Source organism: Streptomyces sp. NPDC043685 (assembly GCF_056436585.1).
The window spans coordinates 153,824-171,695 of record NZ_JBWKCH010000011.1 but is presented as its reverse complement, the minus strand read 5'-3'; the positions used below and the strand labels follow the sequence as shown (position 1 = coordinate 171,695).

Annotated in this window: 14 protein-coding genes and 2 pseudogenes; 7 read left to right on the top strand and 9 right to left on the bottom strand. The window is 70.9% G+C overall.

Annotated features, from left to right (window positions below; all coding sequences use genetic code 11):
- Positions 1-80 precede the first annotated feature (80 nt).
- Both AC0665_RS31905 and AC0665_RS31900 read left to right on the top strand, forming a co-directional pair.
- Positions 81-1,880 carry a serine/threonine-protein kinase gene (locus AC0665_RS31905; RefSeq protein WP_478706359.1) on the top strand — a complete coding sequence of 600 codons (1,800 nt, stop codon included), beginning with the start codon at positions 81-83 and terminating at the stop codon, positions 1,878-1,880.
- A 100-nt stretch (positions 1,881-1,980) separates the two neighbouring features.
- Positions 1,981-2,583: a hypothetical protein gene (locus AC0665_RS31900; RefSeq protein WP_478706358.1), complete on the top strand. Its 603-nt coding sequence runs from the start codon at positions 1,981-1,983 to the stop codon at positions 2,581-2,583.
- A 253-nt stretch (positions 2,584-2,836) separates the two neighbouring features.
- Here the strand turns inward: AC0665_RS31900 and AC0665_RS31895 are convergent, their stop codons facing one another.
- Entirely contained in the window at positions 2,837-3,568 is a 732-nt protein-coding gene (locus AC0665_RS31895) for an alpha/beta fold hydrolase (RefSeq protein ID WP_478706357.1), read from the bottom strand.
- Between the two features lie 87 nt (positions 3,569-3,655).
- Positions 3,656-4,576 (bottom strand): NADP-dependent oxidoreductase, encoded by a 921-nt coding sequence (locus tag AC0665_RS31890; protein ID WP_478706356.1) that lies wholly within the window; start codon positions 4,574-4,576, stop codon positions 3,656-3,658.
- A 187-nt stretch (positions 4,577-4,763) separates the two neighbouring features.
- Here AC0665_RS31890 and AC0665_RS31885 point away from each other — a divergent pair, with 187 nt between their 5' ends.
- Together AC0665_RS31885 and AC0665_RS31880 are read left to right on the top strand one after the other, a co-directional pair.
- Complete coding sequence (locus tag AC0665_RS31885) at positions 4,764-5,306, top strand: 2'-5' RNA ligase family protein (RefSeq protein WP_478706355.1); 543 nt, start codon at positions 4,764-4,766, stop codon at positions 5,304-5,306.
- A 41-nt stretch (positions 5,307-5,347) separates the two neighbouring features.
- A complete protein-coding gene (locus AC0665_RS31880; protein ID WP_478608649.1) occupies positions 5,348-5,956 on the top strand; it encodes a hypothetical protein in 609 nt (202 codons plus the stop codon).
- Positions 5,957-5,959: 3 nt separating this feature from the next.
- Here AC0665_RS31880 and AC0665_RS31875 read toward each other — a convergent pair whose 3' ends face one another.
- The 3 genes from AC0665_RS31875 to AC0665_RS31865 all read right to left on the bottom strand — a co-directional run bounded on the left by AC0665_RS31875 (position 5,960) and on the right by AC0665_RS31865 (position 10,273).
- On the bottom strand, positions 5,960-8,272 hold the full coding sequence (locus tag AC0665_RS31875) for an FdhF/YdeP family oxidoreductase (RefSeq protein WP_478608652.1): 2,313 nt from the start codon (positions 8,270-8,272) through the stop codon (positions 5,960-5,962).
- Positions 8,273-8,308: 36 nt separating this feature from the next.
- On the bottom strand, positions 8,309-8,935 hold the full coding sequence (locus tag AC0665_RS31870; protein WP_478706354.1) for an SRPBCC family protein: 627 nt from the start codon (positions 8,933-8,935) through the stop codon (positions 8,309-8,311).
- A 219-nt stretch (positions 8,936-9,154) separates the two neighbouring features.
- Complete coding sequence (locus AC0665_RS31865) at positions 9,155-10,273, bottom strand: FAD-dependent oxidoreductase (RefSeq protein ID WP_478706421.1); 1,119 nt, start codon at positions 10,271-10,273, stop codon at positions 9,155-9,157.
- 53 nt (positions 10,274-10,326) lie between these two features.
- Here AC0665_RS31865 and AC0665_RS31860 point away from each other — a divergent pair, with 53 nt between their 5' ends.
- Positions 10,327-11,019 (top strand): TetR/AcrR family transcriptional regulator, encoded by a 693-nt coding sequence (locus AC0665_RS31860; protein ID WP_468638890.1) that lies wholly within the window; start codon positions 10,327-10,329, stop codon positions 11,017-11,019.
- A 132-nt stretch (positions 11,020-11,151) separates the two neighbouring features.
- Here the strand turns inward: AC0665_RS31860 and AC0665_RS31855 are convergent, their stop codons facing one another.
- Positions 11,152-12,660: a DUF4246 domain-containing protein gene (locus AC0665_RS31855; protein ID WP_478706353.1), complete on the bottom strand. Its 1,509-nt coding sequence runs from the start codon at positions 12,658-12,660 to the stop codon at positions 11,152-11,154.
- Positions 12,661-12,730: 70 nt separating this feature from the next.
- On the opposite strand from AC0665_RS31855, the pseudogene AC0665_RS31850 reads away from it, so the two are divergent.
- Positions 12,731-13,012 (top strand): annotated as a pseudogene (locus AC0665_RS31850) (VOC family protein); the annotation flags it as partial.
- Positions 13,013-13,338: 326 nt separating this feature from the next.
- Positions 13,339-14,364: a 6-phosphofructokinase gene (locus tag AC0665_RS31845; RefSeq protein WP_468412338.1), complete on the top strand. Its 1,026-nt coding sequence runs from the start codon at positions 13,339-13,341 to the stop codon at positions 14,362-14,364.
- 4 nt (positions 14,365-14,368) lie between these two features.
- On the opposite strand, the gene AC0665_RS31840 is transcribed toward AC0665_RS31845, so the two are convergent.
- The 3 genes and pseudogenes from AC0665_RS31840 to AC0665_RS31830 all read right to left on the bottom strand — a co-directional run bounded on the left by AC0665_RS31840 (position 14,369) and on the right by AC0665_RS31830 (position 17,816).
- Positions 14,369-15,256 carry a universal stress protein gene (locus AC0665_RS31840; RefSeq protein ID WP_478608665.1) on the bottom strand — a complete coding sequence of 296 codons (888 nt, stop codon included), beginning with the start codon at positions 15,254-15,256 and terminating at the stop codon, positions 14,369-14,371.
- Positions 15,257-15,415: 159 nt separating this feature from the next.
- Positions 15,416-16,174 carry a hypothetical protein gene (locus tag AC0665_RS31835; protein WP_478706352.1) on the bottom strand — a complete coding sequence of 253 codons (759 nt, stop codon included), beginning with the start codon at positions 16,172-16,174 and terminating at the stop codon, positions 15,416-15,418.
- Positions 16,171-17,816 (bottom strand): annotated as a pseudogene (locus AC0665_RS31830) (serine/threonine-protein kinase). The gene AC0665_RS31835 and the pseudogene AC0665_RS31830 overlap by 4 nt, the downstream one beginning before the upstream one ends.
- Between the last annotated feature and the right edge of the window lie 56 nt (positions 17,817-17,872).

Below are 17,872 nucleotides of genomic sequence, written 5' to 3'. Positions count from 1 at the left end.
CCGGGACCGGGCAGGGCCGGCAGGCGGTAGCCCCCGCCTGCGCAAGACCGCTGAAGCCGGTATCCCGTAGTCTCCCGGCCATGAACGACGGGGAATCCGGCAGACGGGTCGTAGACGGGCGCTTCGAACTGCAGGCGCGACTCGGTGGCGGTGGCATGGGCCTGGTGTGGCGCGCTCGCGACCTCATCCTCGACCGGGCAGTGGCGCTCAAAGAGGTACGGCCGTCCGACCCCGGCCTCGCCGAATACGATCCGCAGGCCGCGGCGATGCTGCGGGCCCGGGTGCTGCGCGAGGCACGGGCCCTCGCACGCGTCGACCACCCCAACGTGGTGACGATCCACCACGTGGTGGACGGCGAGGAACACGCCTACCCGTGGCTCGTCATGGAGTTGGTGACCGGCGGATCGCTCCAGGACCGACTGGACAAGGGGCCGCTGGCACCCGTCGAGGCGGCCAAAATCGGCCGCGAGGTGCTGACCGCGCTGCGCGCCGCGCACGACGTCGGCATCCAGCACCGGGACGTGAAACCCGCCAACGTTCTGATGAGGCCCGACGGGCGTCCCGTCCTCACCGACTTCGGCATCGCGGCCATCAGGGAGTCGACCGTCCTGACCGCGACCGGCTCCCTCATCGGCACACCCGACTACATGGCCCCGGAGCGCATATCCGGGGGTGAGGGAGGTCCGGGCTCCGACCTGTGGTCGCTGGCGATGATGCTGTACGTCGCCGTCGAAGGGCATCATCCGCTGCGCAGGGGCACCACCCTCGCCACGCTGGCGGCCCTCCTGAGCGAGGAGCTGCCGCCGCCCGCCCGGGCCGGAGTGCTGACCGGCTTCCTGAACGCCGTGCTGGTCAAAGACCCGGCCGAGCGGGCGGACGTGGCAAGCGCCGACCGGATGCTCGCGGACGCGGCCGACGGCCGTGACGGGGCTCCGAGCGTTTCCGACGGGGCGGGCGCGGCGACCTCGTATCCGCTGGCGCCTCCGCTGCGGCCGACTCCCGCACCGGCCGGGTCCGGACCGCCGTCGAGCGTCGGACCGCCGAGCGGCTTCGGACCGCCGACGGGCTTCGGACCCTCGACCGGCGTCGGACCGACGGCACCGCACGACGCCGTGCCCGGTCCCGCCGGATCGCCCACCCCGTACCCGGCAGGCCCCACCTACCCGGCACGCCCCACGCAGCCGGCAGGCTTCACGCGGCCGGTGCCGCCGCGACCGACAGGCCGCGCGAAGAGCCGCGTCGCGATCGCCTCGTCCGTCGTCGCGACGGTGCTGGCAGGCATCCTGATGTGGACGCTGCTACCGCACGGGGGCGACGACAGGAAGGCAGCCGATTCACCCGGCTCGGCCACGACGAAGACGAAGGAAACGGCTTCGGCACCGCCGAGAGCCACACCATCGGCATCGGAATCCCGAGCCGGCACGAAGGCCGACCTGCTCACCCCGGACGGCCTGCGGGCGGCGGTGAAGGAGCTCAAGGCCGCCACCGGCACCGACCGCGCCTGCGACCTCACGATCTACCCGGGCTATGTGTCCGCGAACATCATGGTCGAGGGAAGTGCCACCAAGTACGACAGCTACACCTACCGCTCGGACCAGGGCGTCGAGAAGGGCATCATCAGCAACTCGATCATCGGCGGCAAACGCCCCTTCAGCCTGGACGACTTCGACTGGGACGTTCTTCCCCCGTTGCTGGAACGGGCGGAGAAGGACCTGAACGTCAAGCGCCCGACCACGCGTTACGTCCTGGTCCGCCCCGCGGATGACACGTTCGACACCCCGCTGGGACTGGCCGTCTACCTCGGCGACGGCCACGCCACCGGCTATCTCGAGGCCGACCTGAAAGGCAGGGTGACCCGGGTGATGCCGGCCCGGGACTGACGGCCTGCCGACAGGACTGGGTAGCGTCCCTCTGGTGAATGTCCATCTCATCGACGACCTACCCGGTGGCCTGACTCGACGGGCTCGATCGTTCGTAGGCGTGCACGGCGTCAAGGTCGACGTACGGCCGGTCGAGGATCACAGGCAGTGGTGGCTCGAGCGAGACGTCCCCGCCACGGTGATCGACCGGATGGCGGCCTACCAGAAGCGATGGGGTGGTCTGCTCCTGCCCCCCGCGTCGCAGTACGACGGAGGCCCGAAATACCTCGATCCGGACTCACCCGAGTCGGACTCCGCAGGATGGTGGTTCGAAGCGGGAACGCAGCGGACCGCGGTTCCCTACTCGTTCATGATCAGCCCGTCCGGTGAGTTCGGTATTCACGCGGGCAGGTGGGCCCCGCTCCACGCGACCGTCGAGGGCTGGGTGGAATCGCTGGCACTGGCCCACCACGCGTCGATGTGGGCCAGGCGGGTCACCAAACTGGTCGGTGATGAGGTCGACGACATCGAGTGGGACGGCTACGAGCCGGTCCGCGAGGTGAGGGGCCTGGCGGACACCTGGTGGAGGGGGCCCGACTCGCTGGTGGCGCTCCATACGGGCGAGGCCACGGCACTCGACGCCCCGAGGGCCCGTGTCGCGTTGATCTACTCCCGGCTGGACGAGTGGGGCCTGCGAGGAGGCGTCGAAGCCGGGGACGGCTGAACTCGAGGAGGCCCCGAAGGGAGCGCCCGGAGTCGTGTGGACGAGCTGCTTGTTGGCGTTGCACATCCTGGCCTTGATGCCGCGGGACTGGTTGTTGTACCAGGAGCCACCGGCCTGGCCGCGATCGGCTGGGCTCCCTCGCCTTCAGCAGCGACGGCGCCATCCTCACCGTCCGCGGGGACCACACCCCACCGCGCACCTGTCCCGTCGCCGTTCCGCGCTCGTCCGGCCGCCGCCGGTCCTGGTTCCAAGGTCAGCGTTCCGTGACCCAGCCCTCCAGGGACTCCATGAACGCGTCGAAGAAGCCGAACCAGACGCAGTGGCCCGCTCCCGGTACGGACCGTACGGTGAACCCCTGTGCCAGCATCTTCGCCACCACGTCGGACGTCACGTACTGGCTCGGATGGGCTCGCACCACGAGCGACGGTATGCCGGTCGTGGGAGTGAGATCCCTCCCCGCTGACGACAGGCACAGGCTGACGGCTGTCGTCACATCGAACGCCTTGACCGCCTCCACCTCCACGGTCATGTCCTGTTCGCTCCACCAGGACCGCTCCCGCAGCAGGTACTCGAGGGTGCGCTCGTTCTTCGCCGTCGTGTACCACCGCGTCAGCGCGGCCCGGTCCGGATCGGAGTCGCCCTCGAAGGTGGTGTCGACGTACACCGCACGCTCGGGCCGCAGCCGGTCCGCCGCAGCCGCGAGGATCACGCCGCCCATGGAGTGGCCGATGGCCAGTGCGGGCGCGGCGGGAACCGAGTGCACAAGCGCCGCCACGAAGGACTCCACGGTCGCGTCGGCACAACGCGGGGACGCTCCGTGGCCGGGCAGGTCGACCGCGATCACCCGATAGCCGCGTGCGGCCAACGCGGGGCCGACACGCCACCACGCCCGCGAATCGGCCATCATGCCGTGCAGCAGCACGGCGACGCGGCCGCCCGTTCCCCACGCACGGGTATGGAGCTCGACGCCGTCCACCGGATCCATGATCGCCCTTCGTCTGCCGCACCCCACCCCGTCCAGGGAGTGGAGAAAGCGCTGGGAGCGAGACGTGAGCCCCACTCGGCGCCTTGGTCAGTCTTGCGTCACTCGGATGATCGTCTTGCCCGGGCCCCGCCGCCCGGGCGCGAAGGCGGCGGGCGCTTCGTCGAGCGCTCGCACCTCTCCGATGATCGGCTGGAGCCGCCCGTCCCTCAGGCGCCGGGCCAAGTCCACGAGCCGCCCGCGATCGGGTTCGACCACGAAGAAGACGGCCCGGCCGTTCCCGGGCTGGATCCGAGGTGGCTCGGCGATGGTCACGAGGGTGCCGCCGGCGCGCACCAGTGCGGTCGAGCGGTCGAGAATCTCACCGCCGAGCACATCGAAGACGAGATCAACTTCGCCGAGGTCCTCCAGCCGGTCGTTCTGCAGGTCGAGGAACTCGTGTACGCCCAGCCCGAGTGCCGTCTCCTTGGCCGCTGCCCTGCCGGTGCCGATCACTCGGGCTCCGGCCTCACGGGCGAGCTGCACGGCGATCGACCCGACTCCGCCCGCCGCGCCGTGGATCAGGACGGTCTGCCCCGTCCCGAGATGACCGTGGTCGAACAGGCCCTGCCACGCTGTGAGTCCGGAGATCGGCAGTGCGGCCGCCACCGTGTGGTCCAGGTCCGCCGGGAGGGGGGCGAGGTTGCGTGCCTCCACGGCGACGTACTCGGCAAGTGAGCCGTCGCGGGCCCAGTCGCTCAGCCCGAACACCCGCTGACCCACGGTGATTCCGGTCGTGCCGTAGCCCAGTTCCACGACCACGCCCGACAATTCGTGCCCGGGGACACTCGGCGTACGGTCACGGCCGGCACGGTCGGTCCAGGTCGCCGGCCAGTCGAGCTCACCAGGTGTGAAGCCGGCGGCGTGCACCCGCACGATGACGTCGTTCTCGGCTGCGTGGGGGTACGGAAGATCCGTCAGGGACAGTCCGGCCGCTCCGGCGGCACGGTCTCGAACGACGATGGCCTGCATGGCGCTTCCTCACCTCGGTCATGACATGTCCCCTTGGCCTTACCGTCCCTGCCTGCCCACGCCGGATTCCCCTCCCATGCTCCTCCTCGTCAAGGTGCCGCGCACCATCGAGGCGGCCGAACGCCGGAACGCCAAGGGACGGCCTGGCCGACGAGGACGACGCATGCGGTCGCGTTAGGCTGCGGCGGTGCGCACGGTCGAGCTGTTGTTAGACGAGGCGACAGAGCGAGCGGTCGAGGAGGCCTGGCGGCGGCTCGCGGACGCGGGGCTGCCCAGTCAGGCGCGACACAGCTCACCGACCAACAGGCCCCATCTCACGCTCGCCGCCTGCCCTGAGCTGACCGCCCCGATCCGCTGGGAGCTCGCCGAGGTGGCCGCTGCCCTTCCGCTGCCGGTGCGGTGCACCGGTGTGATCCGCTTCGAGCGGCCCACCTCGGTGCTGGCCTGGGCGCTGGACCTCGACTCCGCGCTGGCCGCACTGCACCGGCGGGTGTGGGAAGCGGTGGCCTCGGACAGCCCGCATGAGTCCCTCAACCCTTTCCACCGGCCTGGGCGCTGGGCCCCGCACATCACCCTCGGCCGGACCCGCCGTGCCGGCGCCTTCGCCGACCGGCGCATCCCTGACCTGCTCCCGGCCCCGCCGCAGAGCGCCCGACTGACGACCCTGCGCAGCTACGACACCGAGACCGGCTCCTTGGAGACCTTTCAGGGACCTGACCTGCCGCGATGACCGGGACGCCCACAGCCGGCCACGTGGCCGACAATGAGCCCATGGATGTCACCGAGCTGCTCGAATCGGCTTCCCTCCTGGTCCCGGAAAGGATCGCCACCGAGCACGACATCACCGTGCGAGACGTCTGGGACTACCTCGCCCACGACGAATGGCAGGTCGCCCTGAGCCTGCTGGAGGAGCTGGGGGATGGTCAGCCGCTGCCCTTGACGTTCTGGGAGCGGCTTGCCGAGGCAGCTGAGCAGCTCCACCTCGAACGGAGCGCGGCGTGGTGCCACTGGCGGTGTTCCGAACTCCGCAACGGCATGATCCGGGCGGATCTGACCCTCCATCCGGAGGCGCGGCGCAGGACGCCCATCTCCGGGCACGGTGTGCTGCGACCCATGTGGGACATCGGGAACCTCTCACCCACGGGTGCTGTTGCGGTCAGCATCGCCGGGCTCTGGGTCGAGGACATGCCCTTCCTGGAACCCGGTGGCCGGGCCACCGTCCGCCTCGTTCCCCTCACGCCCTCTCACTGGACGCATGTCGAAGCCGGCCAACGGATCCGCATGCACGAAGACCGGAGCGTGGCCGGTACCGCGCTCGTGCTGGAGGTGCACCTCCCCGCCGGACTCATGTCACGAGGTGGCGCCGACCGCCGGTCCTGACGGTCAGGCAGGTGCGGGCTGCGTCCGGTCGCGGGTGGGTTCGAGGCGGACGACGATGCCCTTCGACGTGGGCTGGTTGCTGATGTCGGCGACGCTGTCCAGCGGCACCAGGACGTTCGTCTCCGGATAGTAGGCGGCGGCCGAGCCCTTGGCGGCCGGGTAGGGCACGATCTCGAAGTTCTCCGCCCGGCGCTCGGTGCCGTCCGCCCAGACGCTCACCAGGTCGACGCGATCACCTTGGGCGAGACCGAGTTCGTTCAGATCGGCCGGATTGACGAGTACGACCTGACGGCTGCCGTGGATGCCCCGGTAGCGGTCGTTGTCGGTGTAGGGGACGGTGTTCCACTGGTCGTGCGAGCGCAGCGTCTGCAGCAGCAGGTGCCCCTCGGGTGCCCGGGGGACCACGAGCTCGTTGCGGGTGAACAGGGCCTTGCCGACCTTGTTGTTGAACACGCCCTCGTTGACCGGGTTGGGCAGTTGGAAGCCTCCGGGGCGGGTCACGCGTGCGTTGAAGTCGTGAAAGCCCGGCACGATGCGGGAGATGCGGTCCCGGATGGTGCCGTAGTCGCCCTCGAACGTGTCCCAGGGGATGTCCGCCTTGCCGTCCAGGGTGCGGCGGGCGAGCCGGCACAGGATGGCGACTTCGCTCAACAGCAGCGGTGAGGCCGGTTCCAGGCGGCCCTGGGAGGTGTGCACCTCGCTCATGGAGTTCTCGACGGTGACGAACTGCTCGCCGTCGGCCTGCACGTCACGCTCGGTGCGCCCCAGGGTCGGCAGGATCAGCGCGGTGTCGCCGCAGACGGTGTGCGAACGGTTGAGCTTGGTGGAGATGTGGGCGGTCAGCCGGCACGAACGCATCGCCTTCTCGGTGACCTCGCTGTCGGGAGCGGCGCGTACGAAGTTCCCGGCCAGGGCGAGGAAGACCTTGACGCGGCCCTCCAGCATCGCCTTGATGGAGTTCACCGAGTCCAGACCGTGCGGGCGCGGCGGGTCGAAGCCGAACTCCGTGCGCAGGGCGTCGAGGAAGGTGTCCGGCATCTGCTCCCAGATGCCCATGGTGCGGTCGCCCTGGACGTTGCTGTGGCCGCGCACCGGGCAGGCGCCCGTGCCGGCGCGGCCCAGATTGCCGCGCAGCATCAGGAAGTTGACGATCTCCCGGACGGTGGGCACACCATGCTTGTGCTGGGTGATGCCCATCGCCCAGCAGACGATGACGCGTTCGCTGTTCAGGACCTCGTCGCGGACCTTCTCGATCTCCTCGCGGGTCAGTCCGGTCGCCGTGCGCACATCGTCCCAGTCGACGGTGCGGGCGTGCCGGGCGAACTCCTCGAAGCCGGTGGTGTGGGCGTCGATGAAGTCGTGGTCCAGTACGGTGCCGGGCCGGGCGTCCTCCGCCTCCAGCAGCAGGCGGTTGAGGGCCTGGAACAGGGCGAGGTCGCCGCCGGGCTTGATGTGCAGGAAGCGGTCGGCGATCTGGGTGCCGCGTCCGACGAGCCCACGTGCCTTCTGCGGGTTCTTGAAGCGGCGCAGCCCGGCCTCCGGCAGCGGATTGACCGCCACGATCCGGCCGCCGTTGCGCTTGGCCTCCTCCAGGGCGGAGAGCTGGCGCGGGTGGTTGCTGCCCGGGTTCTGCCCGACCAGGAAGATCAGGTCGGCGTGGTGGAGGTCGTCGAGGCTGACGGTGCCCTTGCCGGTGCCCAGGGTCTCGCTCAGGGCGAAGCCGCTGGACTCGTGGCACATGTTGCTGCAGTCGGGCAGGTTGTTGGTGCCGAAGGCGCGGGCGAAGAGCTGCAGGACGAACGCGGCCTCGTTGCTGGCGCGGCCGGAGGTGTAGAAGACGGCCTCGTCGGGGGAGTCCAGCGTCTGGAGTTCCCGCGCGAGGACGCCCAGGGCGTCGTTCCAGCCGATGGGCTCGTAGTGGTCGGAGCCGGGCCGCTTGATCACCGGTTCGGTGAGCCGGCCCTGCTGGTTGAGCCACATGTCGGAGCGGGCCGCGAGGTCGCGGACGCTGTGCTCACGGAAGAAGTCAGCGGTGATCCGGCGCGTGGTGGCCTCGTCGTTGATGTGCTTGGCACCGTTCTCGCAGTACTCGTTGCGATGGCGCCGGCCCGGGGCGGGATCCGCCCACGCGCAGCCGGGGCAGTCGACCCCACCCACCTGGTTGATGGTCAGCAGGTCCACCCCTGTCTTGCGCGGGGAGGTCTGCTCCAGGGAGTACTCCAGCGCGTGCACGACGGCGGGGACTCCGGCCGCCCACTTCTTCGGCGGTGTCACGGACAGAGCGGTCTCCCGCTCCTCGTCGGGCGGGTTCTGCATCGGTTCGCCTTTCTCTTGCCGTGTCCGGCACGCGGGTCAGCCGACGGGCCACTGGGCCACGCGGCTCCTGGGCGGTTCCGGGTGATCGGGCTGCACCCGGCCGTTGCGGATGGTGCCGCGCCAGGCCCCGCCCTCCTGCCCTATCCCCTCGATGAACTGCTTGAAGTTCATGAGGTCGCCGCGCACCAGCCGGGCGGTGAGCCGTGCGGCCCCGGACGAGCGGGTGAGGATCCTCGTGGCTCCCCGCGGTGTGAGGAGTATCCGGACGGTGATCGCGGTGCCGCCGGACCCGTTCGGCCTGAACTCGACCTCGCCCCGGTGGGAGGGGTGCTGCTCCACGCCGCGCCAGGCCAGGTAGGCGTCGGGGTCCTGCTCCACGATCTCGACCGCGAAGCGGCGGCGGAGGGGCCCGTAGCCCATACTCCATTCGATCACGGTGGGCCTGACCTGCTCGACGCCCCGCACCACCGTCGAGAAGCGCGGGAAGGTCTTGAACTGCGTCCACTGGTTGTACGCCGTGCTCACCGGCACCGCGACCTCGACCGTCTCCTCGACGTGCCGCTCCGGCAAGGGACGGCGGCGCGTGACGCCGTCGCCGTCCCTGTGCGTCCCCGGCGCGGCCGGCGCGGGCTGCTGAGCCTGGGCGTGGTCTTCGTGCGCCATCGTGGTCTTCCTTCCGGTGAGGGAGCCGGGCGGGCGGACCCCTCGCCTCCCCTCGTACGTCAGGGTTTCTCTTCCGGTTCCCCCATCGTGCGCTTCGAGTCGCCTCGGCGCCTCCGCGTCCCGCGCGACCCGGTTACGGCAGGGGCGAGGTGGCCGTCGGGGCCACGTGAGGCCACTGAGGCGGTCGGCGGTGGCCGTGCGGGCGGTGCGACGCGCCGGTCAGGCCGGCTGGAGTTCGTCGAAGAAGGCCAGGGCGGTGGCGGGATCCGGGCTGACAAGGCGTTCCAGACCGGAGGTCGTGATCTTCGCCCACCTGCCGGCCCGTGTCCACATCTGTTCCTCGAAGGCGCGGACCGCCGCGTCCCAGTCTCCCGGGCAGGTGGCGAGGGACTCGGCGAGTTCGGCACCTTCCAGCATCGCGAGGTTCGCGCCCGCGCCCAGGGGAGGCATCAGATGGGCGGCGTCACCCAGGAGCGTCACCCCGGGCACGTGGGTCCAGGTGTGGGCCATGGGCAGGACGAAGAGAGGGCGATGGACGAAAGCCGTGCCGTGGCCGAGGAGGTCCAGGACGGGAGGGGCCCAGCCGTGGAACAGCGCCAGCAGGCTCGATCGCACGGCCCCGGCGTCGGCCAGGTCCAGGTCCGTGTGCCAGTCCAGCGGCGCGCGGAACTGGGCGTACACCTTGACGTGGCCTCCGCTGTTGCGCTGGGCGACGAGCGCGCGGTTCACGCCGTACACGGCCACGGAGCCCTCGCCGATCAACCGGGCGAGGTCGGGATGGCGGGTGTCCACGTCGTCGAGTGAGGTCTCGACGGTGGTGACGCCGGTGTAGTGCGGTGTCACCGACGAGACGGCCGCGCGGGTCCGTGACCAGGCGCCGTCCGCGCCGACCACGAGGTCGAACGTCTCCCGTCGCCCGTCCGCGAAGTGGACCTGTACGCCGTCCCCGCTCCCCGGCACCACGTGCGTCACGCCCCGGCCCCACTGGACGTCGAGGGGGCCGAGCAGCAGGTCCCGGAGCTGTCCGCGGTCGATCTCGGGATTGGCTCGCTCGTCCGGATGGGGCCGCCAGTCACGCAGAACGGCTCCGTCCGTGTCCAGGATCCGCATGGCCTGCCCCTCGGGGCGGGACAGTGCCTGGAACTCCTCCAGCAGCCCGGCCTTGTCCAGCGCCCGCTGTCCGAGTCCTTCCTGCAGGTCCAGCGTGCCGCCCTGAGCGCGCGCGTCGGGGGCGGGATCGCGTTCGAAGACGGCGGCGGGGTAGCCATGGCGGTGCAGGACACGGGCGAAGGTGAGGCCGGCGGGACCGCTTCCGATCACGGCGATACGATGTCTCAGGCCGATACACCGTATTGACGCCCTACCATGTAGCGCAACAGGAGGGTGTGACCATGACCGTGTGGGACCGGCCGGAGCCGTCGGCTCGCCCCGTGCCGCTCGACCGCGATCGGATCGTCGCCGCCGCCGTCGCGTTGGCCGACGAGGGCGGGCTTGAGGCGGTGTCCTTGCGCAAAGTCGCCGCCCGGCTGAACGCCGGCCCCATGCGGCTGTACGGATACATCGCCACCAAGGACGAGCTGTTCGACCTCATGGTCGACGAGGTCCAGGCCGAGATCCTCCCCGAGGAACAGCCCGGCGACTGGCGGGACGCCCTGCGCGCCCTCGCCCACCGCACCCGGCAGGCCGCCCTCCGTCACCCATGGCTGGCCGACCTGCTCGGTGGCCGCCCCACCCTGGGCCCGAACGGCCTCGCCGTGACGGAGGCCAAGCTGGCCGCCCTCGACGGCCTCGCCGACGTCGACACCGTCATGCGCGCCGTGGAGACCGTCAGCGCCTACTGCACCGGCGCGATCAGGCGGGAGATCGCGAACCTGCGGGCCGAGCGCGCCACGGGCCTGTCGAAGCGGGACTGGCAGCGCGCCTCCGGCCCGCATGTGACCAAGATGCTGGCCACCGGCCGCTTCCCGGCGCTGGCCAAGGCTGTCCACGACGGCACGGACCTGGACGCCGAGACATCCTTCGCGACCGGCCTGGACTGGGTCCTTGACGCCGTGGCCGCCAAACTCACCCCGCCGTCGACATGACACATGCCCCTGGGACGCCAGCCCCTGATCTCGGGTGCGGTCCCGGGCGGGCCGCAGGCCGCCTCCGCCGATCGCCTCTGTGCTTCAGGGGCTCGGCATCCAGCGGCCTGCGGCAGGAGCGGGCGGGGACGGTCAGTGCTCGCAGAGGGAGAACTCCCGCTCGTAGAGCTGCTCGTTGTGTTCGTCGACGAAGAACTTGCGCTCCTGCATGAGTTGTTCGCGGTAGTTCTTGGCCTGTTCGAGCGTCATGGTCGAGGTGTCGGACCAGGGCTGCTGCGGTGGCACGTCGGACGTCGAGACGAGCGTTTCCGACGGGTCGACCAGGAAGAACGCGAGAATCTTGCGGTGCCCCGGGCGGGTGGGGTCCGTGAGGCGGAACGAGCCGACACGGTGTTGCAGGACGTTCGGGAAGGCCAGGCAGCGGCCCGCCGGGGTCGACGCCGATCCCAGCGTCTGGTTCAGTGCGTCCTCGTCCTCCAGGCCGTAGACCTCGCGCACACCGTTGTCATCGTTCTGTTCGTAGCTGGGGTCGTCGAGCGCCGCCCGGAAACTCAACCGGCTCTCGGTGATGTTCTCGCTGTCCCAGTAGTAGAGGGCGGTGGAGACGATCCGCTCGTTCAGCATCCCCTCGACATGCCAGGAACCACCGGCGTACTCGGGCTTGTCCGGGGTGAGGTGGATGGTGGCGAGCTTGACGATGACCTGAAGACGGCGGCCGCGCAGGTCGAACCGGGCGGATTCACCGGGCCGCTCGGGCGGGGTGAAGACCGGAGCGTCCGGGATCACCGGGCGGCGGTTCTCCCACCAGGCGTCGTGGGCCACTTCCCACGCAGTTCGGGCCTCGGCGTAGGACTCGTCGTCGCTGTAGTCGGACCTGTTCGGATATTCCGGCTCCGAGTCGTACCACCCATAGGGATCGGCCTCGATCCGCAGGGGCCGCGGATGGAGCAGATCGGTGAGGACGTTCTCCAGCAGCGGGCGCATACGGGCGAACAAGTCCGGCAGGACGGAGGCCAGTTCGCGATGCGTTTCGGGATGGACGTTGTTGACGTACGAGCGGAAGACGACTTTGCCGTCCTCGGTGACGTCGACATCGGTGGGAAGCCACTGGAACTTCTCCGAGAACTCGTACTTGGAGTAGTGGTTCGTCGGGTTCTGCCAAGCCCGCTCGGGCCCGCCGCTCACCTCTCGCACCAGGCAGAACAGAGAAGGATGCACCAGATCGAGGACCTGACCGCCGGATCCGGGATGCCAGTCCTGTACCGCTTCAGGAACCTGCTCCAGAACGCGAACCGCGCTCCGCAGCCTCGATCTGAGCTCGTCGTCGACCAGTGCGTCCGACTGCCACACTCCGTCGACGGCGGACACCTCGATGCCGGTTCGCTCGTCCCGCAGCGCGGCATAGTGCTCGAGTTCGGCGAGGACGTAACGAACTTGCGCTTCGGTGAGGCCCTGCGCGACCGCTTCTTGCGTCCACTTCGCGACGATGTCGGGAGCCTTCATCTTCTCGACCCACCCGGGCTTCGCCCGAATCTGAGCGCTGCACTGCATCATCTGCAGTTCCCGAAGCGTTCGGGGCGTCGCGAACGCCAGGGAACGGGAGGCGTGAAAGGGCAGAGGGAAAGCAGGCGAACTGGTCAATTCCGTTGATCCTCGCAGTGGGTGAGCGGTGGCGGGAAGGATACTTCAGCCGACTGACACCGCAGCCTTGGTCGCGATGATGCGCACCCCGGACGGTCACGGCAGGCTGGAACTGACGGAGTTCCACGCCCCCGCGGCGATCGTCGCCGAACCGCTCGACCCGGCCCCCAACACCCGGGGCCTGCACCGTGTCATGTTCGCCGTCGACGACATCGAGGACACGATCACCCGCCTGCGGCGGCACGGCGCCGAGCTCCTCGGCGAGGTGGTGCGGTACGAGAACGCCTACCGGCTCTGCGATCTGCGCGGCCCCTCGGGAATCATCGTCGCCCTGGCCGAACGGATCGGCTGAAGACCGAACCGGAGATCGTCGACGACCGGGTCGGCGTCCCTCCGCACGGCCCGGGGCGCCGCCCCCGCCTTCGTACCCGGCGGCTCCCTGTGCGCCGCGGGCGACCGGCCCGGCCACCCTCTCGGACGGCCGCGAGCGGGGAGGGAGCCGACAACGGGGGAGTGGTCGCGGCGAGGTACGGCAGGCGGGCCGGTGCACGTTGAGTGGCCGCCTCGGGGGGAAGCGGGGAGGCTGGATACAGACGGTGATCCGTGTGCCCCGGCAGTCGTGCCGGGTCCCCGTGAGAGCGGGAACGCACCGGGTGCGCAGCGGATGGGAGAGGGCCCATGAAGGTCGGAGTGCTGACCGGCGGCGGTGACTGCCCCGGCCTCAACGCCGTGATCCGCAGTGTCGTCCGCAAAGGCGTCCAGACCTATGGATTCGACTTCGCCGGAGTGCGGGACGGCTGGCTCGGTCTGCTCAAGAACGACGTCGTTCCCCTGGATATCTCCAGCGTGCGGGGGATCCTCCCCCGCGGCGGGACCATCCTCGGATCCTCCCGTACGAACCCGTTCAAGCACGATGACGGACTGCAACGGGTACGGGACACTCTCGCCTCGCACGACATCGACGCGCTCGTCGTGATCGGCGGAGAGGACACCCTGGGAGTTGCCACGGAGCTCAGCCGGCAGGGAATCAACCTGGTGGGTGTGCCGAAGACCATCGACAACGACGTCTCGGGCACCGACTTCACCTTCGGCTTCGACACCGCCGTCGGCATCGCGACGGAAGCCATCGACCGCCTCCACACCACCGCCGAGTCACACATGCGGGCTCTCGTGGTGGAGGTGATGGGGCGCCACTCGGGGTGGATCGCCCTGCACGCCGGCGTCGCGGGTGGCGCCAACGTGATCCTCATCCCGGAGCGTCCGTTCGACATCGATCAGGTCTGTGAGCTGGTGAAGCGCCGGTTCGAGATCAACTACGCGCCGATCGTCGTCGTGGCCGAGGGGGCTGTGCCCAAGGAGGGTCAGATGATCCTCAAGGACCAGTCGCTCGACGAGTACGGGCATGTGCGGCTGTCCGGCATCGGTGAATGGCTGGCCCAGGAGATCTCGGCGCGGACCGAGAAGGACGCGCGCACCACGGTCCTCGGTCACATCCAGCGCGGCGGCACGCCCAGCGCCTTCGACCGGTGGCTGGCCACCCGTTTCGGTCTGCACGCCATCGACGCCGTCCACGACGGGGACTTCGGCAGCATGGTCGCCCTGCGCGGTACACGGATCATCCGGATCCCACTCGCGGACGCCACCGCGGAGAACAAGGTGGTGGACCCGTCGCTGTACGACGAGTTCGAGGCGTTCTACGGCTGAGCCGTCACCGCCCGTGCGGTACGACCGCCACCGGACAGCGGACGTGGTGCAGCACGGCGTGCGCGACCGGCCCCAGCCGGCCGTCTGCCGTCTGCCGCTCGGTGCGACGCCCCACGACGAGCAGCTCCGCGTCCCGGGAGGCGTTCAGGAGCGCCTCGGCGGGGTGAAGCAGCATGGAGTCGCTGCCGACCGTCACCCCGGGATACTTCTCCCGCCACGGACGCAGCAGGTCGGACAGTCGCAGGACCTCCTGGTCCTCCCAGCCCGCCCGGTCCTCCTCGGTCACCACCAAGGTCCGTGAGGAGACGGACTCGGCGGGCAGAGCCCAGGCGTGCACCACGTGCAGACGCGCCGCCCGGGCCTCGGCGGCCGCGAACGCGAAGTCGGCCACGTCACCGGCCGGCCGGTGCGCGTCGAATCCCAGGACGACCCGGCCGGCGCTGTGCCGTGCGGCCACCCCGTTCGCGAAGACGCCGGGGCGGTGGGGGACGAGCACGGTGGGGCAGGGAGCCGCTGCCGCCGCCCGCAGGGCCACCGAGCCGACCGCCAGCCCCTCGAATCCTCCGGTCCCACGGGTGCCGACGACAAGGATGTCCGCTTCGCGTGCTGCGTCGAGGAGGGCCCCGGGCGGGGAGTCGTCCGTCTGCGCCCCCTCCACTCCGAGGTCGGGATGGCGGTCGGCCAGGTCCGCGACCGTCCGCCGGAGCAACTGTGCGCCCATGTCACGCAATCGCTCCGCTGCGAAATCCGGGACGCCGGAACCGGGAAGTCGCGGAGAGGCGTGGAGCAGCCGCAGCGGAACACCGCGCAGCGCCGCCTCACAGGCCGCCCACTCGGCTGCCGCAGCCGCGTTCCCGGACCCGTCGACGCCCGCCAGCACAGGGGAACGCATCGCGGCCTCCTTCCTCCGGCCCGCGACCTCACGGGGCCGGGGCCCGTGCTTTCCTCCACTGTTCCACGGCGGAACCGCTCCGGCGCTCGGACCGGAGCCGCACCCCCACAGGCCTACGGATTCCCGGCCCGTCCGGTCGGGAGGGGCCGAGGGAGGCGGTCAGGGGCAGTCGTACGTGAAACCGGCGGTGGCCGTGCGCTCGGCGGGGGACAGGAGGCGCAGTTCGGCGCGGGCCGCCTGGTGCCCCGGGCCCTCGAAGGTCCAGCGCAGATGGAGGCGTGCCTGCTTCTGTCCCCGGACCATCGGTTCTTCCAGGACACCCGAGGCGGACCCGTCACTTCTGACCCAGCGGTAGGACAAGGTGCCCGGGCGGCCGTTCGTGGTGACCAGGGCGACGATGTGCGCGGTGCCGTCGCAGTGGAGTACCGCCGGCCGGGCCGTGACCGTGGCCGAGCGGACGGCGAGCGGTGGTCCCAGGCGCTGCCAGGCGAGGAGCGCGAGGACGCCGAGCACGACGAGCGCGGGCAGCGTGTGTCTGCGCAGCCGCCGACGCGGGGGTGGGAGTGGTGGTACGGCGGCGGGCATCCGGTCGGTGCGCGGCGCGACGGTGGCGGTCACGCCCGGGCCGAAACGCAGCACGGTGCCCTCGACCCGGTCGGGTGGCTCCGGCCATCTCTCCGCATCGCGCTCGACGAGGGTCTCGTCCTGTCCGGGGCGCCGGATCCAGTGGCTGGCCAGCGCGGTGGCGCTGTACTCGGCGTCGGCCGAGCTCGGCGCGTCGCCCGGGGGCCTGCCGTCGGGGGGTCGCAGGTCGCGCGTGGCGGTCGGCAGTTCTCCGGTGGGCACGCCCGTGGCAGCCGGAGCTTTCTTGACCTCGTGGGCCGACGAGGATTTGTCGGCGTCGTGATGTGCGGTCATCGGAGGTCGCACCGCCTGGTCAGGAGCTGCTGTGTGGCGCCTCCGCCGACCGCGGCCGGGGCGGTGGTGGCCTGAACGGCCCAGTAGCAGCCGAGGCCTTGGAAGGCGTGGTCGACGGTGAGCGTGTACTCGGTGGCGCCGCTGCGTTCGAAGGTCTGGGGCGCACCGTCCGCCGTGCCCGGCTGTCCCGCCGTACCGCCCGTGAACCAGGAGACCGTGACGGAGATCGGCCCGGTGCCGTCCGTGGTGATGCCGACGGTGGCCGTGGCGGTCGTGGGGCCCGTCTGCCGGAACGCCGACACCACGATGTCCTTGACCGTGGGGGCGGCGGGCGGAGCGGGCGCCGTGGTCGTGGCGGTCGCGGCGGTGACCGGGCCGCCGGGGGTGGTGGTCTCCGGGTCGGCGGCCGGGGTGGCCGGGACCGGGGGGTCACCCGACTCGCCGGCCGCCGGGCCCGAGGGCGGCATGGTGGGTGACGGTGACGGACCGGCCGACTCGGTGGGCGTGGCCGACGCGGACGGGGCGGAGGCTGCGGGTGCGGGTGGAGCGGCCGTCCCCTGGCCGGACCGCACACGGGTGGTGGCCAAGGCCTGCGCCTCCCGGTGTGCCGCGGTTCCCGGGTCGAAGGGGATCCCGGAGACGAGGAGGGCCGCGAGCAGGGCGGCGGCGCAGACGAGCAGTCCGGGCCGGCCGGGCAGCCAGGACTGCGCCCGCCCGCGTCCCGGCCGCCGGTGCAGAACCGTGCGGGCCGTGTCCGTGGCGCTGTGCGGCGCCTCATGACACGAGGGCAGGAACAGCGGCAGCAGGGCCACCAGCGCGGCGAGCCGGCTTCGGCCGCGTTCCTCCCAGCCGGGGCCGTAGGCGGTGCCTGCGGCGGCTTCCAGCTCCACCACGAGATCCTCGGCCCGTGCGGGCCGCTCCCCGGGGTTCTTGGCCAGACCTCGGCGCACCAGGTCCCGCACCGGCTCGGGGGCCTCGTCGGCCGGCACGGGCGCGTCGACGTGCTGGAGGGCGAGTTCCGCGAGGTTGTCACCGCGGTACGGCTTGTGCCCCGTCAGGCACTCGAAGAACGTGGCGGTGGCCGCGTACACGTCGGCGGCGGGGGAGGCGGGAGCACCGGTCCACTGCTCCGGGGACATGTAGGAGGGGGTTCCGGCCACACCCGCGCTGGTGCCCGCGTCCACCGCGATGCCGAAGTCAGCTTGGAGCGTCCGTCCGGTGTGACGAGGACGTTCTCCGGCTTGTAGTCACGGTGGACGACGCCGACCCGGTGCGCGTCGGCCAGACCGAGCAACGATCCCTTGAGGATGACGAGCGCGGCCTCCGGTTCGAGCGGGCCCTGCCGCTTCAGCAGTGCGCGCAGTGAGGCGCCGTCGACCAGTTCCATCACGATCGCGGCGCCCTCCGGGCTCTCCACGTACTCGTACAACCCGGCGACGTGCGGGCTCTCCAGTCCGCCCAGCAGACGCGCCTCCGCTCGGAACTCGTGCACGAAACCCGGCCGGGTGCGCAGGGACTCACTGAGGTACTTCACCGCGACCTCGACGCCGGTCTCCTCGTGGACGGCCAGGACGACCCGCCCGCTCGCCCCTGCCCCGAGTTCCAGCGACCCGGTGTACCCGGGCACTTCCCACGTGCTCATCGCATCCCCCCTGGGCCGCCGTTCGACAGCGGCGGGCCCCCGCGCTCGAAGACACA